Annotated in this window: 25 protein-coding genes and 1 tRNA gene; 14 read left to right on the top strand and 12 right to left on the bottom strand. The window is 69.0% G+C overall.

Translation table 11 applies throughout. From position 1 onward, the window contains the following. Window positions 1-183: 183 nt before the first annotated feature. Window positions 184-978, bottom strand: a complete 795-nt coding sequence (locus QH470_RS12145) for an RDD family protein (protein WP_280272426.1) — start codon at window positions 976-978, stop codon at window positions 184-186. A gap of 45 nt (window positions 979-1,023) precedes the next feature. Here QH470_RS12145 and QH470_RS12140 point away from each other — a divergent pair, with 45 nt between their 5' ends. The 4 genes from QH470_RS12140 (at window position 1,024) to QH470_RS12125 (ending at window position 4,948) form a co-directional block, all read left to right on the top strand. Further along, window positions 1,024-2,001, top strand: coding sequence for a stage II sporulation protein M (locus QH470_RS12140; RefSeq protein WP_280272425.1), 978 nt, complete (start codon window positions 1,024-1,026; stop codon window positions 1,999-2,001). Window positions 2,002-2,830: 829 nt separating this feature from the next. After that, window positions 2,831-3,541, top strand: a complete 711-nt coding sequence (locus QH470_RS12135; RefSeq protein ID WP_280272424.1) for a phosphate signaling complex PhoU family protein — start codon at window positions 2,831-2,833, stop codon at window positions 3,539-3,541. Between the two features lie 52 nt (window positions 3,542-3,593). Beyond that, window positions 3,594-4,109 (top strand): MarR family winged helix-turn-helix transcriptional regulator, encoded by a 516-nt coding sequence (locus QH470_RS12130; RefSeq protein WP_280272423.1) that lies wholly within the window; start codon window positions 3,594-3,596, stop codon window positions 4,107-4,109. Window positions 4,110-4,114: 5 nt separating this feature from the next. Next, a complete protein-coding gene (locus QH470_RS12125) occupies window positions 4,115-4,948 on the top strand; it encodes an EamA family transporter (protein WP_280272422.1) in 834 nt (277 codons plus the stop codon). A 151-nt stretch (window positions 4,949-5,099) separates the two neighbouring features. Here QH470_RS12125 and QH470_RS12120 read toward each other — a convergent pair. Next, a tRNA-Leu gene (locus QH470_RS12120) sits at window positions 5,100-5,185 on the bottom strand. A 248-nt stretch (window positions 5,186-5,433) separates the two neighbouring features. Here QH470_RS12120 and QH470_RS12115 point away from each other — a divergent pair. From QH470_RS12115 to pknB, 7 genes are all read left to right on the top strand, one after another. Then, window positions 5,434-6,825, top strand: a complete 1,392-nt coding sequence (locus QH470_RS12115) for an FHA domain-containing protein (RefSeq protein ID WP_280272421.1) — start codon at window positions 5,434-5,436, stop codon at window positions 6,823-6,825. 186 nt (window positions 6,826-7,011) lie between these two features. Next, window positions 7,012-7,479 (top strand): FHA domain-containing protein FhaB/FipA, encoded by a 468-nt coding sequence (locus tag QH470_RS12110; protein ID WP_187686012.1) that lies wholly within the window; start codon window positions 7,012-7,014, stop codon window positions 7,477-7,479. Then, the gene (locus tag QH470_RS12105; protein ID WP_280272420.1) at window positions 7,476-8,924 is read left to right on the top strand and encodes a protein phosphatase 2C domain-containing protein; all 1,449 of its coding nucleotides are present in this window, start codon (window positions 7,476-7,478) and stop codon (window positions 8,922-8,924) included. The genes QH470_RS12110 and QH470_RS12105 overlap by 4 nt, the downstream gene beginning before the upstream one ends. After that, entirely contained in the window at window positions 8,924-10,393 is a 1,470-nt protein-coding gene (locus tag QH470_RS12100) for an FtsW/RodA/SpoVE family cell cycle protein (protein ID WP_280272419.1), read from the top strand. The genes QH470_RS12105 and QH470_RS12100 overlap by 1 nt, the downstream gene beginning before the upstream one ends. Next, window positions 10,390-11,856, top strand: a complete 1,467-nt coding sequence (locus tag QH470_RS12095) for a peptidoglycan D,D-transpeptidase FtsI family protein (RefSeq protein WP_280272418.1) — start codon at window positions 10,390-10,392, stop codon at window positions 11,854-11,856. The genes QH470_RS12100 and QH470_RS12095 overlap by 4 nt, the downstream gene beginning before the upstream one ends. A 109-nt stretch (window positions 11,857-11,965) precedes the next feature. Further along, complete coding sequence (locus QH470_RS12090; protein ID WP_280272417.1) at window positions 11,966-13,507, top strand: protein kinase domain-containing protein; 1,542 nt, start codon at window positions 11,966-11,968, stop codon at window positions 13,505-13,507. Further along, a complete protein-coding gene (gene pknB / locus QH470_RS12085) occupies window positions 13,504-15,405 on the top strand; it encodes a Stk1 family PASTA domain-containing Ser/Thr kinase (RefSeq protein ID WP_280272416.1) in 1,902 nt (633 codons plus the stop codon). The genes QH470_RS12090 and pknB overlap by 4 nt, the downstream gene beginning before the upstream one ends. Before the next feature lie 15 nt (window positions 15,406-15,420). Here pknB and QH470_RS12080 read toward each other — a convergent pair whose 3' ends face one another. The 3 genes from QH470_RS12080 to QH470_RS12070 are packed head-to-tail and all read right to left on the bottom strand — an operon-like array spanning window position 15,421 to window position 17,260. Further along, window positions 15,421-15,906, bottom strand: coding sequence for a cytidine/deoxycytidylate deaminase family protein (locus tag QH470_RS12080; RefSeq protein WP_280272415.1), 486 nt, complete (start codon window positions 15,904-15,906; stop codon window positions 15,421-15,423). Next, window positions 15,903-16,625 carry a RibD family protein gene (locus tag QH470_RS12075; RefSeq protein WP_280272414.1) on the bottom strand — a complete coding sequence of 241 codons (723 nt, stop codon included), beginning with the start codon at window positions 16,623-16,625 and terminating at the stop codon, window positions 15,903-15,905. The genes QH470_RS12080 and QH470_RS12075 overlap by 4 nt, the downstream gene beginning before the upstream one ends. Further along, complete coding sequence (locus QH470_RS12070; RefSeq protein WP_280272413.1) at window positions 16,622-17,260, bottom strand: aminodeoxychorismate/anthranilate synthase component II; 639 nt, start codon at window positions 17,258-17,260, stop codon at window positions 16,622-16,624. Before QH470_RS12070 ends, QH470_RS12075 begins: the two co-directional genes overlap by 4 nt. 192 nt (window positions 17,261-17,452) lie before the next feature. Here QH470_RS12070 and crgA point away from each other — a divergent pair, with 192 nt between their 5' ends. After that, window positions 17,453-17,719, top strand: coding sequence for a cell division protein CrgA (gene crgA, locus QH470_RS12065; protein ID WP_280272437.1), 267 nt, complete (start codon window positions 17,453-17,455; stop codon window positions 17,717-17,719). Between the two features lie 74 nt (window positions 17,720-17,793). Further along, entirely contained in the window at window positions 17,794-18,246 is a 453-nt protein-coding gene (locus QH470_RS12060) for a PH domain-containing protein (protein ID WP_280272412.1), read from the top strand. A gap of 17 nt (window positions 18,247-18,263) precedes the next feature. Here the strand turns inward: QH470_RS12060 and QH470_RS12055 are convergent, their stop codons facing one another. From QH470_RS12055 to QH470_RS12030, 6 genes are all read right to left on the bottom strand, one after another. Then, window positions 18,264-19,130 (bottom strand): rhomboid family intramembrane serine protease, encoded by an 867-nt coding sequence (locus QH470_RS12055; protein ID WP_280272411.1) that lies wholly within the window; start codon window positions 19,128-19,130, stop codon window positions 18,264-18,266. A gap of 16 nt (window positions 19,131-19,146) precedes the next feature. Continuing rightward, window positions 19,147-19,674 (bottom strand): peptidylprolyl isomerase, encoded by a 528-nt coding sequence (locus QH470_RS12050; RefSeq protein WP_280272410.1) that lies wholly within the window; start codon window positions 19,672-19,674, stop codon window positions 19,147-19,149. A gap of 70 nt (window positions 19,675-19,744) precedes the next feature. Then, window positions 19,745-19,942 (bottom strand): hypothetical protein, encoded by a 198-nt coding sequence (locus tag QH470_RS12045; protein WP_280272409.1) that lies wholly within the window; start codon window positions 19,940-19,942, stop codon window positions 19,745-19,747. A gap of 63 nt (window positions 19,943-20,005) precedes the next feature. Then, window positions 20,006-20,854, bottom strand: a complete 849-nt coding sequence (locus QH470_RS12040) for an ABC transporter permease (RefSeq protein ID WP_280272408.1) — start codon at window positions 20,852-20,854, stop codon at window positions 20,006-20,008. Then, window positions 20,851-21,870, bottom strand: a complete 1,020-nt coding sequence (locus tag QH470_RS12035) for an ATP-binding cassette domain-containing protein (RefSeq protein ID WP_280272407.1) — start codon at window positions 21,868-21,870, stop codon at window positions 20,851-20,853. Before QH470_RS12035 ends, QH470_RS12040 begins: the two co-directional genes overlap by 4 nt. A gap of 678 nt (window positions 21,871-22,548) precedes the next feature. Next, window positions 22,549-23,553, bottom strand: coding sequence for an adenylate/guanylate cyclase domain-containing protein (locus QH470_RS12030; protein WP_280272406.1), 1,005 nt, complete (start codon window positions 23,551-23,553; stop codon window positions 22,549-22,551). Window positions 23,554-23,724: 171 nt separating this feature from the next. Between QH470_RS12030 and QH470_RS12025 the strand changes: the two genes are divergently transcribed. Continuing rightward, window positions 23,725-24,570, top strand: coding sequence for an NAD(P)H-binding protein (locus QH470_RS12025; RefSeq protein ID WP_280272405.1), 846 nt, complete (start codon window positions 23,725-23,727; stop codon window positions 24,568-24,570). A gap of 25 nt (window positions 24,571-24,595) precedes the next feature. Here QH470_RS12025 and QH470_RS12020 read toward each other — a convergent pair whose 3' ends face one another. Then, window positions 24,596-25,006 carry a nuclear transport factor 2 family protein gene (locus QH470_RS12020; RefSeq protein ID WP_280272404.1) on the bottom strand — a complete coding sequence of 137 codons (411 nt, stop codon included), beginning with the start codon at window positions 25,004-25,006 and terminating at the stop codon, window positions 24,596-24,598. Between the last annotated feature and the right edge of the window lie 172 nt (window positions 25,007-25,178).

Raw genomic sequence — 25,178 nt, 5'->3', positions numbered from 1 at the left:
ATGTAAGCCCTTCGTCATTTCGGCATGTAGGCCCTTCGTCATTCCGGCATGCTTCTGGCCGGAATCCAGCCGCACGGTATGGATCCCGGCCAAAAGCATGCCGGGATGACGGGGGACGACCTGGAAGCCACGCAAGACAGGACCGCCCCTGGAACCTATGCGGGACAGGACCGTCCCTCGAGGCTATGCGGGACGGGACCAGCTGATGGGCGGGAGGGACTGCGCCGGTGCGGGTGTGAGGGTCCGGCGTTGGCGTTCGGCGATGACCGCGCCCAGGATGTGCAGCGGTGGGTAGCCGGGCGGGGGCGGCACTCGCAGTTGCGCGCAGACGGCGACGACCAGGGCGTGGCCGAGTGCGTGGTGGGCTTCCGGCGTCAGCGTCCGGGCGCGGGTCAGGTACTGCCGGGCCGGTAGCGCCAGCTCCTCGGTCAGCGCGGACAGGTCCAGCCGCTGTGCCCAGCCCTGCAGCCACGGCGGCGCGAGGGCCAAGGCGGGCAACGGAACCCGGATGCGGTCGTGCACGACGACGGTGCCGGCGAGCACGTCGCCGACCCGGCGGGCCCGCGGGGAGCACAGCGAGGTGACCACCGCGACCGCCCCGAAACCACCCAGCGCCCAGAAGTCCACGATGGCCCCCGCGAGGCCGCGGGTCAGGGCGTGGCGGAAATCGATCGGCCCGCCGTCACCACGCACCACCCGCAGTCCGAGCGCCAGCTTGCCGACGGTACGACCGCGCAGCAGCGTCTCGCACGCGATCGGATAACCGGCCAGCACCGTCACGATGATCACCAGCATGGCGACATCCAGCCACGCCGGATCCGGCCGCGACCACACCACCGCCGCCGACACCGCGAGCACGATCAACCACCCCACCACCAGCTGCAGCACCACATCGATGAGGAATGCCGCGGCCCGGGTGGGGATGCGCGCGATCGGCAGGTCCAGGGCGACGGCCTCGCCGGTAGTGAAAACGGCCATGCTGCAGACAGACTAGCCTCTCGAGGGAACCGCGGGAGGGCACCGATGGACGTGGACGCGTACGCCTACGCGCACAGGCGATCGTGGGATCGGCTCGATCAGCTGACCCGGCAGCGCAAGTTGTCGGGCGCCGAGGCCGACGAGCTGGTGCGCCTGTACCGCCGCACCTCGCAACAACTGGCGCGGCTGCAGTCGCACTCCCCCGATCCGGAACTGATCCGCGGACTCGGCGCGCTGCTGGCGCGGGCGCGCGGCCGGGCGCTGGGCACCCGCGCCGACGTGTGGCGCGAGGTGGGCCTGTTCTTCACCCACGGCTTCCCCGCGGCGGTCTATCGCGCCTGGCCGTGGTGGGCGGGCGTGACGGCGGTATTCCTCGCGGTGTCGACGGGCCTCGGTATCTGGGTGTCCGGTTCGGCCGCCGCGCGCAAGACCCTGGACATTCCGGCCGATACCGATGTCCTGACCGGACCGGGCGGCCGCTTCGAGACCTATTACTCCGAGCATCCGCACGACGCCTTCGCCGCCCAGGTGTGGACCAACAACGCGTGGGTGGCGGCGGTCGCGCTGTTCACCGGGCTGTTGATCCTGCCCGCCGCCTACGTGTTGTTCATGAATGCCCTGAATCTCGGCATCTCCGCCGGGTTGATGGGCGACGCCGGGCGCATCGACGCCTTCTTCGGCTTCATCCTGCCGCACGGCATGCTCGAGCTGACCGCGGTCTTCGTGGCCGGGGGCGCCGGGCTGAAACTCGGTTGGACACTGATAGATCCGGGCCGGCTCAGCCGCGCCCAGGCGCTCGCCCGGCAGGGGCGCGCGACCGCGACCATCGCGCTGGGTCTGGTGGTCGTGCTGCTGGTCTCGGGTCTCATCGAGGGCTTCGTGACACCGAGCGGCCTGCCCGCGCCGATCCGGATCGCTATCGGCGCGGTGGCCGAACTCTGTTTCCTCGGGTACGTGTGCACCGCCGGTCGCCGGGCGGCAACGGGTACGGCAGCTACCGATCGGCGCACGACCGACCGATAAGCCGAAATTCGGTTGCGGGGAGGGTTACCGCCGACCATGATCATGGCGGGGGATTTGAGATCCACTGGCCGCAGCGAGTCCAGCTCAGCTGCGGCCAGCGTTACCGTCAACTCTACACAATCGTTATCGCTATGCAACCAGCCACTCGACACCCGGGCGTATAAGTAACGGACCGGAAACAGTGGCTCGGGGGCGCGCCACGCCCGGTGTCGCAAATCTGTAGCGTCCCGTGGGCTCGGGGGTCGAAATAGTGGCCGCCACCAAACCATCCGGTCCCTCCTGTCTGTCCGGAACGGCCGTTCGGTCACGTCCATAAGGTCCGTATCGCGCGTTTGCTGTACCAGCGGGCACGGTCAGATAGAGTCTCCGGAATCGCTCCTATCCTCGATGGATGCCCATCAAACGGTCGGTGACCGGCAAATTGCCAACACATTAAACAGACCCGAAGTCTGTTATCTCCACGGAATACTTGAGCTGCGTACTGTATTGACACTGTTTTCATGAGCCCGCACCAGCTCGATGCCACGTCGGCGACACAGCGGTACTGATACGGCGCGACCCGCAACCTCCTCGAACGCACTTCACCGGCCGAACAGTGGCGTCCGGAGTGCGGCGAAGATCACACCTCCATAACCGCAGACACCCGGCACAGAGCGAGTTCGCGGCCACGCGAGAGCCCGTCCCGGCCCACAGTCGCGCTCGTCGAAGGCCCTTCCGTCCTGTCATGGCCCATTGACACGCGCCCCGCCCCGATCATGTTCACCCGCAAGGATTCCGGTGCCCCACACCGCGAACGGACGCCGGGTTATCGGTAGCGACAACGGGTTTCGTGACCGAACTGCTGGCACGTACGGCTGCGACCGGAGAAGATAAGCCCGTGCGGACGAAATTCTCCTCCGAGCTGGCAGCGCTCACCGACGAGCTGGCCCGCCTGTCGGCCTTGGCGCACGAGGCCACCGAACGCGTCGCCGTCGCGGTGGCCGAAGCCAATCTGACCGCCGCGTACGAGGTCCTTGCCATCGACGAGCAGCTGCAGGCCCTGCACGGGGGATGCGAGAACCGGGCGGTGATCCTGCTCGCCCTGGAGGCCCCGGTCGCCCGCGACCTCAGACACGTGGTCACCGCGATGCAGATCGCCGACGACCTGTCCCGGATGAGCTGGCTGACCAGTCGCATCGCCGACAGCGTGGTGCACCGCTACCCGGAACCCGTAGCGCCCCCGGACATTCTGCGGCTGCTCGGCGCGATCGGGGATATCGTCACCGACCTCGCCGCCACCGCGGGCCGCGCCATCACCGACACCGATCTGTCGGCGGATCGCGGTTCCGAGGACTCCCACGCCCGGCTCACCACGCTGCAACAGCAAGTGCTGCACGCCATTTCGGCGACGGAATGGCAGCACGGCAGCGCCATGGCCGTCGATCTCGCGCTGGTGGCGCATCACTACGAACGCTGCGCCGAGCACTGCGTCCGCATCGAGCGGCTGATCCACTTCTTCCACACCGGAATCCCGCTGTCGGCACAGGTCGACCAGAACTGATCCGATCCGGACGACCGTGATTACCGCACGGCTCTGCGGGAATGCATGAGTCATGCATATAGAACGGTTGGCGAATCTGCTGGGCGCCACCGCGCTGGCGGTCAGCGACAAGATGATTCGCGATGTCACCGCGCGGACGAAGACGAACCCCAGCGCGGCGGCGGCGCTGGTCGTCCTGCTCCAGGCCGGTCCGATGGGAGTCACCGACCTGGGTCGTTGCCTGGGCCTGACCCAGTCGGCCGCCACCCGCACCCTCGACTCGCTGGAAAACGCCGGCCTGGTGCGCCGCACCAGGACCGGTCGCGTCCGCACCATCGCCCTGACGACGGCCGGGCGCCGCGGCGCCGCAACGGTTCTGCGCGAACGCGTGCACTGGCTGGAGACCCTGACCGGCGCACTCGACGAGCCGGACCGGGCACATCTCGAACGGATCCTCGGCACGCTGCTGACCAGGGTCTACGACGAGGTACCGGACGCCGACCTGCTCTGCCGGCTCTGCGACCGGCGGGCGTGCACGCACGAGCGGGTCTGCCCCGTCGGACAGGCCGCGCGCGACAGGGCGGAGTGAGCGCGATGGCGTGGCTGACCGCGCTGGCCTCCGCGGTCCTGTACGGACTGTCCGACTATGTCGGTGGAATCGCCTCGCGCCGAATACATTTCGCCGTCACCGCGATACTCGGCCAGACGGTCGGGCTGCTGGTGGCCCTATTACTCGCCGCCGCGACCGGCACGGGCGCGCCACGTGCGACGGACCTGGCCTGGGGCGCGCTGTCCGGGCTGGGCACCGCCGCCGGGATGGCCGCGCTGTTCCGCGGGCTCGGCCGCGGCACGATGAGCACGGTGGTGCCCACCAGCACCCTGACCGGGATGGGGCTGCCGGTGCTGTTCGGCGTGGTGGCCGAGGGACAGCGCCCGACCCTGGCCGCGGGCGTCGGCATCGTCGTGGCGCTGCCCGCCCTGTGGCTGGTGTCGCGCACACCCGACAGCGCGCCGACCGCATCCCGCGCGGCCGTGCTCGACGGCCTGCTCGCCGGGGTCGGTATCGCGATCCAATATCTGGCGCTGGCACACGCCGATCCGGTGTCGGGGTTCTGGCCGGTGGCGTCGGGCCGGGTCGCGGCCGTGTGCGCCCTTGTCCCCCTGGTGTTCTGGACCCGCGCGACGGTCACGGCCGCCGTCCGCCCGCTGTGCCTGGCCGCGCTCGCGGGTGCGACCGCCGCGCTGGCGCTGGCGGCCTATCTCGACGCCACCCACCGCCAGCTGCCGGTCGTCGCGGTCGCCCTGTCCTCCCTGTATCCGGTGATCCCGGTGCTGCTGGGCATCACCGTGCTGCACGAGCGCCTCACCCGCGCCCAGTGGGCCGGGCTGCTCGCCGCCGCTCTCGCGGTGGTCCTGCTGGCACTGTGAGTTCGAAACCGGGGTTGACGGAAACCCGCGCGGCACGCCCGGCGGGCGAGCCGAGACTGTGATATCTCGTACACCCGCTACGATCCGGGCGAGACGGGTCCGGACAGAAAAAATCGAGGGCCCGGATCGAATGATCCGGGCCCTCGATGCCTGGTGGGCGAAGGGGGACTTGAACCCCCACGTCCCGAAGGACACTGGCACCTGAAGCCAGCGCGTCTGCCATTCCGCCACTCGCCCGAGCGACTCGGAAACGTTATCACGCACCCGTTGTGCATATGAAATCGCCTGGTCAACGAATATGTGGTCACCCTGTTGCGGTGGGGGAACTCCGGCAGGCCGCCGAGAGTTACAGGTGTGGACGATCGTGGATATCATGCAGGGACCGTGTCCGTCCGACGACACGCCCTATTGGCGTGTCGCGGATTGATGACAGACGGGATCTGCGACAGAGGACAGGACGAGCGCAACACCGAAGGGAGGCCGGGATGGGGATCGTGTCACGCTTCGAACGCCGCCTGCAGGGCGCTGTCGGCGACGCCTTCGCCCGCGTCTTCGGTGGCAGCGTCGTGCCGCAGGAAGTGGAGGCGGCGCTGCAGCGCGAGGCCACCGATCGGGTCACCGAACTCGACGGCGGGCATCTGCTGGCTCCCAACAGCTACGTGATCACCATCAACACGTCGGACCTGCGAGAACTCGACGCCGATCACGAGCTCACCAGCCGTGCCTTCGCCAAACATCTGCAGGACTACATCCGTGAGCAGGGCTGGCAGACCTACGGCGAAGTGCACGTCGAATTCCAGGCATCCCCTACGCTGCACACCGGGCAGTTCAGAACGCGCGGCCGGGTCGACCCGGACGCGGGCCGCCGGGACAAGCCGGACCGACGGCCGCCCGACCGGCCTGGACAACCCGCACAACGAACCGCAAACCCGCAACCAGGAGCTGGCCCCATGACGCAGAACTCAGGCTACGACCCCAGCCGTGAGCCCGCGGAGTCCGATCCACGCAACCGCGGGTACGCGCCGCCCGGTGGCCGCCCCGGTGCGGGGAACTACGACTACGGCCGCGGCGGTGGGCAGTACCCCGCCGCGAGCGACTACGCCGCGGCGCCCGAGTCGCAGCAGGCCTACGGCGACTATCAGAACGGCTACGACTACCAGCAGGGTGGCGGCAACTACGGCCAGCCGGGCTACGCCGATCCGGCCTACGGCCAGCAGGCCGGGTACGAGCAGGGTGGCTACGCCCAGCAGGGTTACGCCGACCAGGGCTACGGCCAGCAGGGCGGGTACGACCAGGGCTACGCCGATCAGGGCTACGACCAGGGTTACGGCCAGCAGGGTTACCCGAACCAGGACTACGGCCAGGCACAGCAGGCCTACGGTCAGGCCCCCGCCGCATACGAGCAGGGCTACGCGGGCCAGGGCTACGGCCAGGCGCCGGCCGGATACGAACAGGGCTACGCCGAACAGCCCGGGTACGACCAGGCCGCCTACGGCCAGCAGCCGGGCTACGCCGAGCCGGGCTACGGCCAGCAGAGCGCGTACGGCGCCGCTCCGGCACAACCCCAGCAGCCGCCGCGCAGCGGTTCGGGCTACTCGGCCACGCTGCAACTCGACGACGGCAGCGGCCGGACCTACCAGCTACGGGAAGGCAGCAACATCATCGGCCGCGGCCAGGACGCGCACTTCCGGCTGCCCGACACCGGGGTCTCCCGACGCCACATCGAGGTCCGCTGGGACGGCCAGGTCGCGATGCTGTCCGACCTCGGATCGACCAACGGGACGCTGGTCAACGGGTCTCCCGTGCAGGATTGGCAACTGGCCGACGGTGATGTGATCCGCGCCGGGCATTCGGAGATCCTGATCCGAATCGTCTGATCCCGTAAGCTCGCCGGTGCAGGTCACGGTGGGGCACGAGAAGTCCTCGGCCGTATCGTGATCGCAACCGGTCGTCGACCCTATTATGCTGCCACCATTCGCTCGGCAGCCGGGCCGTGCTGACCAGCACGCCGGTTGGGGGTCGAACCGTACCAACGGCACCGGTCGAACAGGAGGTGGAACGCCGTGCAGGGACTGATCCTGCAATTGACCCGTGCGGGGTTCCTGCTGCTGTTGTGGTTGTTCGTCTGGGCGGTGCTCCGCACCCTGCGCAGCGATATCTATGCGGCATCCGGCATCCGGATCCAGCCCCGGGCCGCACGCGGTTCCGCGGTGCTGCCATCCTTCAGTCGCGGCCAGAAGGGCGCCAGACATCTCGTGGTGACTCAGGGTTCACTCGCAGGCACGCGTATCACGCTAGGCACCCAACCGGTGCTGATCGGGCGTGCCGACGACTCCACACTCGTGCTGACCGACGACTATGCGTCGACCAGGCATGCACGGCTCTCGCCGCGCGGCGACGACTGGTACGTCGAAGACCTAGGCTCAACCAACGGGACCTACCTCGATCGAGCGAAGGTCACCACCCCGGTCCGAGTTCCACTCGGTACCCCTGTCCGTGTCGGTAAGACAGTGATCGAGCTGCGATCGTGACTCTTGTTCTCCGCTACGCAGCGCGCAGCGACCGTGGTCTCGTCAGGGCCAACAACGAAGATTCCGTCTACGCCGGCGCGCGCCTGCTCGCATTGGCCGACGGCATGGGCGGGCACGCCGCGGGCGAGGTCGCCTCCCAGTTGATGATCGCCGCGCTGGCCCACCTGGACGACGACGAACCCGGTGACGACCTACTCGGCAAGCTCGACCGCGCGGTGCGTGACGGCAACGCCGCCATCGCCGATCAGGTCGAGGAAGAACCCGAACTGGACGGCATGGGCACCACGCTCACCGCAATCCTGTTCGCGGGCAAGAAACTCGGTCTGGCCCACATCGGCGACTCCCGCGCCTACATGCTGCGCGGCGGCGAACTCGCCCAGATCACCCGCGACGACACCTTCGTGCAGTCGCTGGTCGACGAGGGCCGCATCACGCCGGAGCAGGCGCACACCCATCCGCAGCGGTCGCTGATCATGCGCGCGCTCACCGGCAACGAGATCGAGCCCACGCTGACGATGCGGGAGGCCCGCGCCGGCGACCGCTACCTGCTGTGCTCGGACGGCCTGTCGGATGTGGTCAGCGACGAGACGATGGCCAACACGCTCCGCGAGGGCAACACCGACGAGGCGGCCGACCGGCTCATCGAGCTGGCGCTGCGCAGCGGCGGACCGGACAACGTCACCGTTGTGGTCGCCGATGTCATCGACCTGGACTACGGCCAGAGTCATCCGATCGTGGCCGGCGCCGCCTCCGGCGAGGACGAGGACGTCCCGCCCCCGAACACCGCCGCCGGACGCGCCGCGGCGATGCGCCCGCCGCGCGCCGCGCCCCGCCGCGCGCCCGAGGCCGCCCAGCCGCCCGCGCCGCGCAAGACCCACAAGCTGCGCTGGATCGTGTTGTCGCTGGCGTTGCTCCTCGCCGTGGTGATCGGTCTCGTGGTGGGCTACAAGATGATTCGCAGCAATTACTACGTCGGCACCGACGCCGGCAGCGTGGTGATCATGCGCGGGCTCCCCGGCTCGGTGCTGGGTTACTCGATCCGCGATGTGGACCAGCTCGCCTGCATCGACCGGGACGGCCGGCTCAGCCTGCTGCGTCCCGGCAACAACTTCCCCTCCGGCTGCAAGCAGCTGCAGGTCGCCGACCTCAAGCAGACCGGCCGCGACAAGGTCGTGAACAACGGCCTGCAGCCGGGCACCTTCGCCGACGCCCAGCGCCAGCTCGAGAAGCTCACCACCGCGGAACTGCTGCCGGCGTGCGTCAAGACGCCGGTGCCCGTGCCCACGCCCGTTCCGGCGCCCGCGCCGGGCGAGAACGGCGCCACCCCGACGCCGACCCCGGTCGAGCCGGGACCCACCAACGCTCCCGCTCAACAGCCGGTCCCGCCGACCGCCTCCGCGCCGGCCCCGCAGACTCCGGGGGAGAACTGCAGGAAGGCGGACTGATGTCCGCACCGGCACCGCCGTCGGCTGGGGCTTTCCCCAGCCCACCGGGCGGCTTCGCTCCCGCGCCACCACCGACGACGCGGCGTAACGCCGAGGCGTTGCTGCTGGCGGGCGCGGTGGTGATCACCACCGTGGCGCTGGTGCTGGTGGAGGCCAGCCAGGATCAGGAAGTCACCTGGGATCTGGCCAAGCTCGGCCTTGCCTACTTCGCGCTGTTCGGTGTGGCGCATCTGGCCGTGCGACGGTTCGCGCCGTTCGCCGATCCGCTGCTGCTGCCGATCGTGGCGCTGCTCAACGGCGTCGGGCTGGTGCTGATCCATCGCCTGGATCTCGCCGACGAGCAGACCGCCGCCTACAACTCCTGGCCGATGCCCTCGCCCGACGCCAACCAGCAGGTGCTGTGGACGGCGTTCGGCATCGCGCTGTTCGTCGGGCTGCTGATACTGCTGCGCGACTACCGCACTCTCGCGCGCTACAGCTACACCCTGGGCCTGCTCGGATTGGTCGCGCTCGTCATTCCGGCGCTGCTGCCCAGCGCGTTGTCGGAGACCAACGGCGCCAAGATCTGGATCCGGCTGCCCGGATTCAGCATGCAGCCGGGCGAATTCGCGAAGATCCTGCTGATCATCTTCTTCGCCTCGGTGCTGGTCGCCAAGCGCGAACTGTTCACCGCCGCGGGCCGCCGCTTCCTCGGGATGGAGCTGCCGCGCGGGCGCGACCTCGGGCCCATCCTCGCGGTCTGGCTGGTGTGCCTGCTGGTGCTCGTGTTCGAGAAGGACCTGGGCACCTCGCTGCTGATCTTCGCGACGGTGCTGGCGCTGCTGTACATCGCCACCGAGCGGGTGGGCTGGGTGATCGTCGGCAGCCTGCTGCTCGCGCTCGGATTCTTCATCGCCTACAACGCCTTCGGGCACGTGCGGGTGCGCGTCGCGACCTGGCTGCATCCGTTCGCCGACTATAACAACACCGGTTACCAGATCTCGCAGTCGCTGTTCGGCCTGGCCACGGGCGGGCTCGCGGGGACCGGGCTGGGCAGCGGACGGCCCTCGCAGGTGCCGTTCGCCAAGACCGACTTCGTCGTCGCGACCATCGGCGAGGAGCTGGGCCTCATCGGGCTGGCCGCCGTGCTGATGCTGTTCGCGATCTTCGTGGTCCGCGGCCTGCGCACGGCGCTGGCGGTGCGCGACAGCTTCGGCAAGCTGCTGGCCGCGGGGCTGGCATTCACCATCGCGGTGCAGGTCTTCGTCGTCGTCGGCGGCGTCACCAAGCTGATCCCGCTGACCGGTCTCACCACCCCGTTCGTCTCCTACGGCGGATCCTCGCTGCTGGCCAACTACGCGCTGGTCGCGCTGCTGGTGAAGATCTCCGACGCCGCCCGGGCCCCGGCCCCCGCCCGCCGGAAGGATCAGCCGGCGCCGATCGCCGACGCGCAGACGGAACTCATCCGGTCGAGAGGAGAAGCGGTGTGAACACCCCCCTGCGCCGCGTCGCCATCGCCGTGATGGTCATGATCGTCGCGCTGCTGGCCAACGCCACCTATGTGCAGGTGATCAAGGCCGACAGCCTGCGCAACGATCCGCGCAACTCGCGGGTGCTGCTGGACGAGTACTCCCGCCAGCGCGGCCAGATCTCCGGCGCGGGCGCCGTGCTGGCCAGCTCGATCGCGACCGACGACCGCTACAAGTACCTGCGCACCTACCCCACCGACCCGGCCGCCTACGCCCCGGTCACCGGCTTCTATTCGATGCAGTACGGCAGCACCGGACTCGAACGCGCCGAGGACTCGGTGCTCAACGGCTCCGACAGCGCGCTGTTCGGACGCCGGCTGGTCGACATGATCTCCGGCCGCGACCCACGCGGCGGCAACGTGGTCACCACCATCAACCCGGCGATGCAGCAGGTCGCCTACGAGCAGCTGACCAGCAAGGGCTACACGGGATCGGTGGTGGCGATCGAGCCCAGCACCGGGCGCATCCTGACCATGGTGTCCACCCCGAGTTACGACCCCAACCAGCTGTCCGGCCACGACGGCGCCAAGAGCACCCAGACGTGGGAGGCGCTGTCCTCCGACGAGGATCAGCCGATGCTCAATCGCGCTGTCTCGCAGACCTATCCGCCCGGATCGACGTTCAAGATCGTGACGACCGCGGCCGCGCTGTCGATGGGAATCAAGCCCGAGGACCAGTTCACCGCGGCGCCGAACATCACGCTGCCGGGCACCAGCACCACGCTGGAGAACTACAACGGTTCCACCTGCGGCGGCGGCGCCACGGCCTCGCTGTACGACGCGTTCCGGCTGTCCTGCAACACCGCGTTCGCCGAGATCGGCATGAAGGTCGGCGCGGCGAAGCTGAAGGACGAGGCGGCCGCGTTCGGCATCGGGCCGCACGCGGGTATTCCGATCCAGTGGGCCGACAGCACCGTCGGCACCATCCCGGACAATCCGTCGCTGGCGCAGAGCAGCATCGGGCAGCGCGACGTCGCCCTCACCCCGCTGGACGACGCGGTGATCGCCGCGACGGTCGCCAACGGCGGGGTGCGGATGGAACCGCACCTGGTCGATCAGCTGCAGGGCCCGGATCTCAGCGAGCTGTCCAAGACCAAGCCGGTCTCGGTCGGGCAGGCGATCAGCGCACCGGTCGCGACCGAGCTGACCAATCTGATGATCGCCTCGGAGAAGAACACGGCCGGAGGGAACCAGTCACGCCCCTATCAGATCGCGTCCAAGACCGGCACCGCCGAACACGGCAGCAACCCGCGCAGCACCCCGCCGCACGCCTGGTACACGGCCTTCGCGCCGGCCCAGAACCCGAAGATCGCGATCGCGGTCATCGTGGAGAACGGCGGCGATCGCGCGCTCGCGGCCACCGGCGGATCGGTCGCCGCACCCGTGGCCCGTGCGGTACTCGACGCCGGACTGCAGGGGGGCTGACCCACATGAACGTGCTTTCACGCCTGAACAATCGAGGCCCGGCAGCGGCCTGCGTCACCACGCAGGGCCCCTGGTCAGGCGCAATTAGACGGAGCCTACGGGGGCTGCAATGCTGAACAACGGTGCGATGATCGCGGACCGCTACCGACTGCAACGGCTGATCGCCACCGGTGGCATGGGACAGGTGTGGGAGGCCCTGGACACCAGGCTGGACCGGCGCGTCGCGGTGAAGGTGCTCAAGGCGGAGTTCTCCGCGGATCCGACCTTCCGGCACCGGTTCCGCACGGAGGCGAAGACCACCGCGCAACTGAACCATCCGGGCATCGCCGGCATCTACGACTACGGCGAGACCTTCGACCCGCAGGGCGGCGAAACCGCCTATCTGGTCATGGAACTCGTGCAGGGCGAACCGCTCAACGCCGTGCTGAACCGGCTCAACCGGCTGTCGGTGGCGCAGGGCCTGGACATGCTGGAGCAGACCGGCCGCGCGCTGGAGGTGGCGCACGCCGCCGGCGTCGTGCACCGCGACGTCAAACCCGGCAACATCCTGGTCACGCCGACCGGTCAGGTGAAGATCACCGACTTCGGCATCGCCAAGGCGGTCGACGCCTCGCCGGTCACCAAGACCGGCATGGTGATGGGCACCGCCCAGTACATCGCGCCCGAGCAGGCCACCGGCGAGGACGCCACCTCGGCCAGCGACGTGTACTCGCTCGGCGTGGTCGGGTACGAGGCGCTGTCGGGCCAGCGGCCGTTCACCGGCGACGGCGCGCTCACCGTCGCGATGAAGCACGTGCGCGAGTCGCCGCCGCCGATGCCCGCGGATCTGCCGCCGAACGTGCGCGAACTCATCGAGATCACCATGGCCAAGGAGCCGAATCGGCGGTACAGCAGCGGCGGCGAGTTCGCCGACGCCGTGGCCGCGGTCCGGTCCGGCCGCCGTCCCCCGCCGCCGCGCACCGCCGGGCTCGCCACACCGCAGTCCGGCGCGGCGCGGGTGCTGCCGCCCGGACCGACCACGGTGCTGCCGCGCGGCGACTACGACGACGCCACCGTCCGCTACGCGAATTCCGGCCGGGCGCAAGCACAACCGCCCGGCACCGCGGTCATGGCCGGACGGACCGGCACGGTTCCGCCGGGCGACGAGGACGGGTCGCGGTTCAGCAACGGACAGAAGGCCCTCGCCGGTCTGGGTGTCGGCGCGCTGCTGATCGGCGGCATCGCCGCGTGGGTCCTGCTCAGCGGCAAGCCGCCGGAATCGTCGGTGACGCCGAAGTCGCCGACGTCGGTCGTCGCACCGCCGCCACCGGTGCCGACGACCACCACCGAGGCGCCGACGACCACCTATTACCAGCCGCCGCCGGTCACCACCACGACCGAGCCGCCCACCACGACGCCACCGCCGACGACCACGACCACCCAGCCGCCCAGCTCGACCCAGCAGCGGCCGACGACCACCGCGCCGACGACCACGGGTCGCGTACCCCGGACCACATTCGAAATACCATTGCCGAATATTCCGGGTGTCGATGGCAATTACGGCAGGAACGGCACACACGGCACCACCGGGCGCGAACCCCGCGGCACCACCGAGAACCAGACCGACGACAGCAGTAGTTCCCCGGCCACCGCACCGCAAGGACTGCCATGACGACCCCGAAGAATCTCTCCGAGCGCTACGAGCTGGGCGAGATCATCGGGTTCGGCGGAATGTCGGAGGTACACAAGGCCCGCGACAATCGCCTGGGGCGCGATGTCGCGATCAAGGTGCTGCGCGCGGACCTGGCCCGCGACCCCACCTTCTATCTCCGATTCAAGCGCGAGGCACAGAACGCGGCCGCGCTGAACCATCCGGCCATCGTCGCGGTCTACGACACCGGCGAGGCCGAGGTCGACGGCGGGCCGCTGCCCTACATCGTGATGGAGTACGTCGACGGCGACACGCTGCGCGATATCGTGCGCGGCAAGGGCCCGCTGCCGCCGCGGCGCGCGATGGAAGTCATCGCCGACGTCTGTGCCGCACTGGATTTCAGCCACAAGAACGGCATCGTGCACCGCGACATGAAGCCGGCCAACATCATGATCAACCGGCAGGGCGCGGTGAAGGTCATGGACTTCGGCATCGCGCGCGCGATCGCCGACAGCTCCAACCCGATGACGCAGACCGCCGCGGTGATCGGTACAGCGCAATATCTTTCGCCCGAGCAGGCCCGCGGCGAGCAGGTCGACGCCCGCTCCGATGTCTACTCCGTCGGCTGCGTGCTCTACGAAATCCTCACCGGGGAACCACCTTTCACCGGCGACTCGCCGGTCGCGGTCGCGTATCAGCACGTGCGCGAGGACCCGCGGCTGCCGTCCCTGGTGCATACCGGGGTGCCGCGCGAGCTGGATTCGGTCGTGCTGAAGGCGATGGCCAAGAATCCCGCCAACCGGTATCAGACCGCCGCGGAGATGCGCGCCGACCTGATCCGGGTGCTGGGCGGCCAGAAACCGCACGCCCCGATGGTGATGACCGACGAGGATCGCACCACCATCCTCGGCAGCATGGACGCGTCGGCGCGCGGCTACCGCACCGTCGAACGCGAGGATGTCGACGAACCCGAATACGACGAGCCCCGCGACCCGCGCCGCACCGCCATGATCGCGGGTGCGGTGCTGGCCGGTATCGCGGCCCTGTTCGCGTTGTTCTGGTTCCTGATCGGTCCCGGCAGCAAGCCGGACCAGGTGGCCATCCCCGATCTGGCGAACAAGCCGGCGCAGGTGGCGCAGGACGAGTTGCAGCGGGCCGGATTCTCGGTCAACACCCAGCCGAAAGCCAACGGCAAGGTCGCTGTCGGCAATGTCATCTCGACCCAGCCGCTCGGCGGTTCCCGGGCGCCGAAGGGCAGCACCGTGACGGTGCAGGTCTCGACCGGTCCGGAGATCATTCCGGTACCGAACCTGGCGAAACGCACCCAGCAGGAGGCCGAGCAGCTGCTCTCGTCCGGCAATCTGCGGCTGAATCCGGATATCCAGCGGGACTGGTCGAGTCCCGAAGACAAGGACAAGGTGATCCGGCAGAGCCCGCAGGCCGACGCCAGGGCCGAGGCCGAGGGTCTGGTCACGATCACCCTGGGCAAGGGGCCCGAGCAGGTACGCGTGCCCGATGTGGTCGGCCAGCAGATCGATGTGGCGCAGGCGAACCTCGAGAACCCCGGTGGTTTCAAGGTGGTCGTTCAGAAGGTGCCGTCCTCGCGTCCCAGCGGCGAGGTGCTCTCCACCGACCCCGCCGGAAACACCTCGGCGGACAAGGGTTCCACCATCACCGTGCAGGTCTCCAGCGATCAGATCACGATGCCGCCCCTCGTCGGCCTCACGCCCTCGCAGGCGGTGGACAGGCTGCGCACGGCCGGCTGGACCGGCGGCGTCGGCCAGATCAACCAGACCACCCAGGGCACCTTCGATCCGCCGAGCATCGGCCACATCCTCAGTCAGCAACCCGCGCCCGGTTCCTCGATCCCCAAGAACGCCACCATCACGATCGCGACGGGTGTGATCGCGCCACCGTGATCTCCCGGCGGCCGATCAGGTGAGGTCGAGGTGGCGGTTCATCGACATGGCCTCGGCGGCCAGGTCGGGAAGTTCGATCACCTCGATGCCCTGGTCGCGGAGTTTTTCCACGCCCACGCAGTTGTCGACGAACGTGGCGGGTTCGCGCCAGGCGATGACGACCCGCGCGAGACCCGCCGCCAGGATGCGGTCGGTGCACGGCGCGCGGTCGGGGGACGCGCGCCGCGAGCACGGCTCCAGGGTGCTGTAGAGGGTGGCCCGGGTCAGGCGGGAGTCGTCGCCGAGCTTGTTCAGCGCGGACTCCTCGGCATGAACCTTGGCGTCGGTTTCGCGCGAATAGCCGTGCGCCAGTTCGACTCCCCCGGCGTCGACCACCACCGCCCCGACCGAGAAGGCGGTCGAACTGGGCGGGCAGAGCCGGGCCAGGCCGATCGCGTGATGCATCCAGAACCGGTGGGACTTACGGCCTTCCGTGCCCGGCTCCGCGAAATGCGATGTCACTGTGGTGTTTCCATGTCGTGCGGCCCTCCGTCGGTTCGGGGCTCGGCGTATCTCGGCAGGTAACGCAGCAGCGCGACATCACCCACGCGGCCGACGTCCGCCAATTCCATTCTGCGCCGCGGTCCGCCGGGGAAGTCGGCCGGACGCAGAAATCGCGGCGCTCGGGAATCGCCCACCAGCACCGGCGCCACGGCCATCAGCAATTCGTCGGCGAGATCACCGGCCAGGAAGGCGGTGTGGATCCGGCCGCCGCCCTCCACCATCAATCGCCCCACGCCGCGCCTGCCCAGGTCGTCGAGCAGTGCGCCGAAATCGATACCGCCACCGAGGGATACGACCTCGGCCAGGCCGGCGAGCGGTCCGGCGCTCCGCGCGGCGCCGCGGTCGGTGGTGTAGACCAGCTTGACGCCTCCGGTGTGGAAGAAGCGCAGGCTCGGATCCAGTTCGCCGCCCGCGGTCACGGCGATCTTCATCGGGAACTCCGGTTTCCCCGCCGCGATGCGATGGGCACGGCGAGTATCACTGCGGACCAGCAACCGCGGGTCGTCCCGGCGCAGGGTTTCGGCGCCGACCAGGATCGCGTCGCAGTCGGCGCGCACGGCGTCGACCCGATCGAAATCCTCGGGGTTGGACAGCAGCAGCCGCTCGGGGCCCGCGTCGTCGAGGTAGCCATCGATACTCACGGCCACCGACAGCAGCACGTACGGCCTGGCGCTCATACCAGCGCCGCGACCTCCGCCTCCAACTGCTCGACCAGATGCTCCGCCGGACGTTCGCCGCAGACTTCCAGCCAGTTCGCCAGCATCCGGTGCCCGCCCTGCGTGAGCACCGACTCCGGGTGGAACTGCACGCCGTGGACCGGCAGGGTGCGGTGCCGCATCGCCATGACGATGCCGCTCTCGGTGCGGCCGAGGACCTCGATATCGGCGGGCAGCGTCTCCTCGAGAACGGTCAACGAGTGGTAGCGGGTCGCGGTGAACGGGTCCGGCAGTCCGGCCAGCACGCCCGCGCCGATGTGGAATACCGCACTGGTCTTGCCGTGCAGCAGTTCCGGCGCCCGGGTCACGGTCGCGCCGAACGCGGCGCCGATGGCCTGGTGCCCGAGACAGACGCCCAGCAGCGGGACCCGATGCGCGACGCACGCGTGCACCAGATCGATACTCTTCCCGGCCCGGTCGGGAGTGCCGGGGCCGGGACTGATCAGCACCCCGTCGAAGCGGGTGACAACCTCGTCGGTGTCATCCAGTTGCGGGTCGTCGTTGCGCCAGACCGTCGCCTCGGCGCCCAGCTGGCCCAGGTATTGGACCAGGTTGAAGACGAAGCTGTCGTAATTGTCGACGACCAGTACGCGCATGGTTCGAGGGTACGTGGCCGCCCGATCGGCGTCGCGGGAATACCCGGGCGGTGCGCCGACAACAGTCCGGAACGCCCGGGTATACCCAGCTGGGATAGCCTTTACCCAGACCGGCGGGGCGTGTGCGGCGTAGCCGACATGCTCGGCTGCCTACTCCGCCGGTACGACCTGTACGCCGAATACGAGGACGTCATGCCCAAGTCGAAGGTCCGCCGCAAGAAGACCGATTACACGATCAACCCCGCCAGCCGTACTCCGGTGAAGGTGAAGGGCGGCCCGTCACCGGTCTGGTACGTCTCCATCATGCTCGGTTTCATGCTGGCCGGGTTGGTGTGGCTGCTGGTGTATTACCTGGCCAACGACAAGATCGAGTGGATGGCCAACCTCAACGCCTGGAACTTCCTGATCGGCTTCGGCCTCATGGTGATCGGCCTGATCATGACGATGCGGTGGCGCTGACCAGCACTACACCGATGTAGTTCATGCACACTTGTGGATAGATCTGTGGACAACTCGAGGAGCGATTGGGGACCGTGACCGCATCCGACTCGACGTCCCGTCTTACCTGGTCCACTCCCCCGGCCGCGCTCGCGGTGACAGCGCTCGGCGGAGTGGCGCTCATCGCCGCCGCCGTCCTCACCGGTGACGCGCCGAGCCGGTTGCTGGTCGGGATCGCCGCGGTGCTGTTGCTCGGGCTGACCGCACTGGGACTGCGCCAGCGGCCGCGGCTGACCGTCGTCCCCGGAACCCCGCCCGCGCTGATCGTCCGCGGGCTGCTCGGACCGGTCGTGTATCCGCCGGAGCGGATCCTGCGGGCCCGGGTGGTGGGCTTCCGGCGGCTCGGGCGCAAGGTGCCCAATCTGGAACTCGACGTCCAGCAGGACGGGCACGACCGGCTGCTGATCTTCGGCCGCTGGGATCTGGGCACTCACCCCCAGGACGTGCTGGACGCGATGATCGTGCACGGCCTGACCCGCGGCGAATAACGCACGCGGCGAACGACTCAGGCCAGCTCCGCCGCCGCGGCGACGATGAGCAGCAGCGCGATCACCGCGACACCGGCCGACGCCGTCCAGCCGACGGCGCGGGCGGCCTGCGGGGTCTTGGCGCGCAGCCATTGCGGCAGGAAGAGAATGCCGCCCGTGGCCAGGGTGCCCGCGGCGAGGCCGCCGAGGTGCCCCCACAGCGAGATGCCCGGCAGCGACACGCTGATCAGCACGTTGACCGCGATCAGCACCAGCATCTGCACCGGACTCTGCCGCAGCCGCAGCAGGATCACGGTCATCGCGCCGAACAGGCCGTAGATCGCTCCGGAGGCGCCGGCCGTCGAGGTGTCCTGGGCCAGCCACATGACCGCCGCCGAACCACCCAGCAGCGAGGCCAGGTAGACCGTGACGAACCGCAGGCGGCCGAGCACCATTTCACAGTCGCGACCCAGGATGTACAGCGCGAACATGTTGACCAGCAGGTGAATCGGGCCGTAGTGGAGGAATCCGGACCCGAGCACCCGCACCCACTGCCCGTCGGCCACCGCCGGCGGCGCCAGCACCCAGTCGAAGAACAACTGCGAGCGCTGGTTGTCCGCGACGTTGTTCGCCTGCGCAGCGGTGATCGCGAAGATCGCGACATTCAAGGCGATCAGCAGGTAGGTCACGTACGGGACCGCCCGTTGCGTCGCGGGCGCGCCCGCCACGGTGCGCACCGGGCGCACGTCCGACTGCCCCTGCCGCAGGCAGTCCACGCAGTGCTGGCCGACCGAGGCCGGGCGCAGGCATTCCGGGCAGGCCGACCGGCCGCACCGGGTGCAGGCCAGGCCGGTGGCGCGATCGGGATGGCGGTAGCAGGTCGGTGCGGGCGGTTGGGGATTCACGAAACTCCGTCGAGATTCAGTCGATGGTGATGGAGGAGACGACCACCGGATCCTTGGGGCGGTCGTTGCGGTCGGTCGCCGTGGCGCCGATGGTGTCGACCACCTTGCGCGAATCCGGGTCCACCACCTCACCGAAAATGGTGTGGCGGCGGTTGAGATGCGGCTGCGGGCTGAGCGTGATGAAGAACTGCGAACCGTTGGTGCCCGGCCCGGCGTTGGCCATCGCCAGCAGATATGGGCGATCGAAACGCAGCTCGGGATGGAATTCGTCGCCGAATTCGTACCCCGGCCCACCGCGGCCGGTGCCGGCCGGGTCGCCGCCCTGAATCATGAAGCCATCGATCACGCGGTGGAAGGTGCTGCCGTCGTAGAACGGCCCGGACTTGCCGCCCGCGGCGTTCTCCGTCGTGTACGCCGCCGAGCCGTCGACGAGGCCGACGAAGTTGCGCACCGTTTTCGGGGCATGGTTACCGAAGAGCGAGATCTTGATGTCGCCGTGATTGGTGTGCAGCGTGGCCACGGCGGTCTGATTCGGTGAGGTCACGCCGAACATCGTGCCATGTACGCGGCGAATCGAGTTGTATCCCACTGTCTTCGGGCCGTGCCGGAGCCGGCTACGGCAAGCGCGCCGCTTCCTCCGGCGCGGATCCGTTGGTGGAGTAGCCCAGGCGCGGCGGCTCGGCGGCGGGTGCGGGCAGCTGCGGACGGCGGCGCGCCGCCAGCCAGGCGGCACTGCCCGCGAATCCGACGAGGGCGGCGACGATGAGCCGGTTGCGCAACCGGCCGGACTTCCCAGAGCTCCCCAACTGCATGCGACCACTGTGGCACAGCCACCCGCTTCGCGCAGGAAAGGCTGGTCACAGTGGCCGGCAAACTCAGCGGCTGACCGAGCGCTTGAACTGCCGCACCGCCAGCGGCACGAACACCACCAGGATGGCCACCACCCAGATCAGCGTGGTCAGCACCGGATGCTGCATCGGCCAGGCGTCCGGCGTCGGAACCGCCGGGCTGGTGTTGCCGAACAGCTCGCGGGTGGCCTGGGTGACCGCAGAGACGGGATTCCACTCGGCGAACACCTGCAACGGCCCGGGCAGCTTGTCCAGCGGCACAAAGGTATTGGCGAGGAACGTCAGCGGGAAGATGACCATGAAGCTGGCGTTGTTGAACACCTCGGGCGCCCGCACGATCAGGCCGACCACGGCCATGATCCACGAGATCGCATAGGCGAACAGCAACAGCAGCACATAGGCCAGGACCGCGTCCAACAGCGACCCGCGGATCCGCCAGCCGACGATGAGGCCGGTCAGCGACATCACGACCAGGCTCACCACATTGATCACGACATCGGCGGCGGTGCGGCCGATCAGCACGGCCACCGAGGCCATCGGCAGCGACCGGAACCGGTCGATGATCCCCTTCTGCATATCCTCGGCCAGGCTCAGGCCGGTGAACGTCGCGCCGAAGACCGAGGTCTGCGCGAAGATGCCCGCGATCAGGAACTCCCGATACCCGCCCGACAACCCCGGCACCTCGATCGCCGTGCCGAAAATGTAGGCGAACAGCAGCACGAACATGATCGGCGACAGCGTCGAGAAGATCAGGACGTCGGGTACTCGCCTGATCTTGATGACATTGCGCTTGGTGATCGTCAGGCTGTCGCTGACCACCATCGACATGCGTGTGCCGAACGTCGGCTGATCGGCGATGGCTACGGCCGTGCTCATCTCTGCTGTCCTTTCGTCGCGTCGACTCGCTCGGCGGCGCCCTTACCGTCGGCGTGGCCGTTCTCGCTGATCATTTCTTCCGCCTCGTGGCCGGTGAGAGTGAGGAACACATCGTCGAGCGAGGGGCGCCGCAGCCCGACGTCGTGAATCTGGACCTTGTGCTCGGCCAGCCGCCCGATGGCATCGACCAGGGCCTGCGATCCCTCGCTGACGGGCACCGTGATGCGTCGTAGCCCGGGCTCGAGATGGATCTCCCCGACCGCGAGCGCGGACAGGGCCTGTTGTGCGACCGCGAGGCTGTCGGCGTGGTCGACGGTCAGTTCGATGCGGTCGCCGCCGACCATGGTCTTGAGTTCGTCGGCGGTGCCGCGGGCGATGACCTTGCCGCGGTCGATGACCGCGATGGCATCGGCCAATCGGTCGGCCTCCTCCATGTACTGCGTGGTCAGCAGCAGCGTGGTGCCGCCGGCCACCAGTTCCTCGATGACATCCCAGAGGTCGAGACGGGCCCGCGGGTCCAGGCCCGTGGTCGGCTCGTCCAGGAACAGGACGGGAGGATTGGCGACCAGCGCACCCGCCAAGTCCAGGCGGCGGCGCATGCCGCCGGAGTAGCCCTTCACGGGCCGGTCGGCGGCGTCGCTGAGCCGGAACCGCTCGAGCAGTTCGCGGGCGCGGTCCTTACTGCGCTGCACGCCCATGTGGTACAGCCGCCCGACCATCTCCAGATTCTCGAAGCCGGTGAGGTATTCGTCGACCGCCGCGTATTGGCCGGAGGCGCCGATGTGCGCGCGCAGCCGCTGCGGCGCGCGCAGTACGTCGATACCGGCCACGGTGGCGCGCCCGGCGTCGGGGATGAGCAAGGTGGTGAGTACCCGGACGGTCGTCGTCTTGCCGGCGCCGTTGGGACCCAGCAGAGCGGTGACCGTACCCTCGGGTACCGTGAGGTCGAGTCCGTCGAGGGCGGTCAGCCGCCCATATGTCTTGACCAGACCCTCGGCGATGATGGCGTCGGGCATGATGCTCCTGCCGTTCGTAATGGATTGTGCAGTGACCTGATCGACACTGCTGCCCAGTATTGCCCACGGCACCGACAAGTTCATTCGATTAAGGCCGTCCCCGCCGCACCACTTCCTACCTGGCACGACGCGGACAGCAGGAGGCCGCATCCCGGGATCCGGCGGTGCTCGGGGGTGCCGGCGGGATGCGGCCGATACGATCGTCGCCCAGCGCGCGGAACGGATCGCGAGTAGTGCGCTACTCGTTCCGGAGCGCCTCCCGGTACTCGCCTCGATCGTGGGTCTCCCGATCGACACGCCGCGAATCCACGCAATCCGGAACGTCGCCCCCTTATCGGACGTACAGAGGGGTGAAAACGGGCGCTCGGGGCCCCTCGATCGCTGCTTCGACGGCCGCCTCGAGGGCCACGTAACCGATTGCCGCCCAACGGGTTCGAGTCCACCGAGGTACCACGATGCCGACCCCCGCACACCACGTCGGACTACCCCATCCGAGTACCTCCGAAAAACTTTCCGAAAGTGGCAGCCCTCATACACACACAATCGGGGATCGTCGCGTAGGATCGTTCACGTCGGCCCCTCCCCCCCGGGCCGACCCTACGCGGGCCTCGGCTAACTCCCCCCCTTCGCCGAGGCCCGCTCCTAATTCCCGGGCACTTTCAGCGAACGCCGCTGGGATCAGGCCCGCCGCAGCACGTGCGAGCGCAGCCGATTGAAGCCACGCACTCGCACACTGCGCAGATGCCGCAGCGCGAATTCCCGCTCCCCGGCCAGCTGCGCGGCGGCGCCGTCGTCGATGAGTACCGTGCCGGGCCGGGCCACGCCGGTCAGCCGGGCCGCGGTGTTGACCACCGAGCCGTACAGATCCCCGAACCGTTGCAGCACTTCGCCGTAGGCCAGACCGACCCGCAGTTCCGGCGTGGTTCCGGCGGACAGCGTCGCGTCCTGGACGGCCAGCGCGATGCGGGCCGCCACCACCGCCGACTCGGCGGCGAACATCACCTCGTCGCCCACGTTCTTGATGACCCAGCCGCCGTGCGCGGTGATCGCGTCGGTGGTGATCGTCTCGAACGATTCCAGCAGCCGGGTCAGCTCGTCCGGGTCGAGGTGCCTGGTCAGCCGGGTGTAACCGACCATGTCGGCGAAACCGACGGCCACCTCCCGCAGCGTGTCGCCGCCGCTGCCGTCGCCGTCGAGCGAGCGGGCGAGGGCGGCCGCCAGGTGCCGGCGCCACGCGTAGGCCTGCAATTCCTGCAGGCTCGACACGACCTCCTCGGTCGCCTCCTGCGCGACCGTGACCTCGTCCGCGGTGGGGTCGGCGGCGGTGATGGCCCGGATCCGGTCCACGATCTCCTCGGCCACCAGGTCGACCTGCCATTCGGCCAGCCGCGCCATCGCCTGGCCCAGGGTGCGCGCGGCCCCCGACTGCTGCCGCAGATCGGTCGAGGCCAGCGCCGCCAGGCCCTGAAAGTTGTTGACCGCCTGGACATCCGCGTCGGTGTATTCGATCGCGTCGTCGTCGGGATTGGCCGGGAAGCCGAGCGATATCCACAGCCGGCGGGTCAGTTCCGGCGGCACGCCCGACTGCCGCGAGACATCCTCGCGGGTATAGCGGCGCGGGCCGTCCAGCAGGTACGGCTCCACGACCGACTGCACCAGTTTCGACAACTCCGCGGAGGCCATGACTCGACCTTACGGTGCGGCCCGCTACGCGTTTGCCGGGTAGTGATTTCTCACATCGTTCGATGCGGCCGAGTAGCCCTCACGCAGTGGGCGCGATACGGCAGACGCTCGCGAATGTTCCCGCGCTTCTCGGCCATGTCGCGTCCACGCCATCGGCGATGTACTTGGTACATGACGAACTCGAACAACACAGTCCTCGTTCTCGGCGGCACCGGCAAGACCGGCAGCCGGGTGGCCGCGCAACTGCGCGAGCGCTCGATTCCGGTACGGCTCGGATCCCGTTCCGCGCAACCGCCTTTCGACTGGAACGACCGCACCACCTGGTCCGCCGCGCTCGCCGGTGTGTCGGCCGTCTACATCGCCTACCAGCCGGATCTCGCCGCGCCCGGCGCCCCCGAGGCGATCAACGCGCTGACCGCCGCCGCCCGGGACAACGGCGTCCGGCGGCTGGTGCTGCTGTCCGGGCGCGGCGAGCCGGAGGCCGCGGAGTGCGAACAGATCGTGCGGGACTCCGGCCTCGAAACGACCGTCCTGCGGTGCAGTTGGTTCGCGCAGAACTTCAGCGAGGGCGGATTCGCCGATTTCGTGCAGTCGGGCGAGGTGGCGCTGCCCGCCGGTGACGTGCCCGAACCGTTCATCGACGCGGACGACATCGCGGCGGCCGCGGTCGCCGCGCTGACCGACGACCGGCACATCGGCGCCGTGTACGAACTCACCGGACCCCGGGCCCTCACCTTCGCCGAGGCGGTCGGCGAGATCGCCCGGGCGTCCGGTCGCGAGATCGCCTACATCCCCATCAGCCGCACCGATTTCGTTGCGGCACTGGCGACCTACGAGGTGCCCGCCGAGGAGATCAGCCTCCTCGACTACCTCTTCGGCACCGTGCTGGACGGCCGCAACTCGGCCACGACCGACGGCGTGGAACGCATCCTGGGCCGCAAACCCAAGGACTTCGCGGACTACGCCCGTGCGACCGCGGCCGCCGGGGCGTGGGCCGCCGAGGTGCACCCGGCATAGCGGGCGCACCGGAAGCCCTTGGCACTCAGAGCATTCCGTGCGGATGTGGCAGCCGGTCGGGCACCGGCTGCACCACATCCCAGTGCTCGACGATCACTCCGTCGCGCAGCCGCAGCAGGTCGACCACCGCGTTGACGGCCTCGCCCACGGTGAGCCGGATATGCACGGCGACCAGGTCGTCATCGGCGACGACGCGCATCACCTCCTGTCGCGCCGCGGCCAGCGCCCGCCCGGCCGGAGTGCCGAAGAAGTCTCGGAAGGCCTGTTTGCCGGTGCTCGCCGCCGGGTCGTGCGGCACCCGCGGATTGTGCGTGACGAAGTCCTCGTGCACCAGAGCGAAGGCGCCGTCCAGGTCACCGGCGTTGAATCGGCGGTACAGCTCCAGCACGGTCCGGCGGTTGGTCTCGGCGCGGGACAGCTCGTTGTCGACGGTCATGGAAATCTGGTCCTCTCGGTCGGGGTTCCAGTCATCGGACGGATCTCACGCGGTTCGCGTCACCCCCGGGGCGCACGACCCGCCCCCCGCGGCGAAGAGGGATGAGCGGGGAGTTAGAAAACCACCCGCCCGAAAAGTTAGCGGCGGCCTATACCAAGCTGGGCAGCCCCGC

The sequence above is a fragment of the Nocardia wallacei genome (genome assembly GCF_029868745.1).
GTDB lineage: Bacteria > Actinomycetota > Actinomycetes > Mycobacteriales > Mycobacteriaceae > Nocardia > Nocardia wallacei_B.
This window is presented reverse-complemented; position numbering and strand designations above follow the sequence as displayed.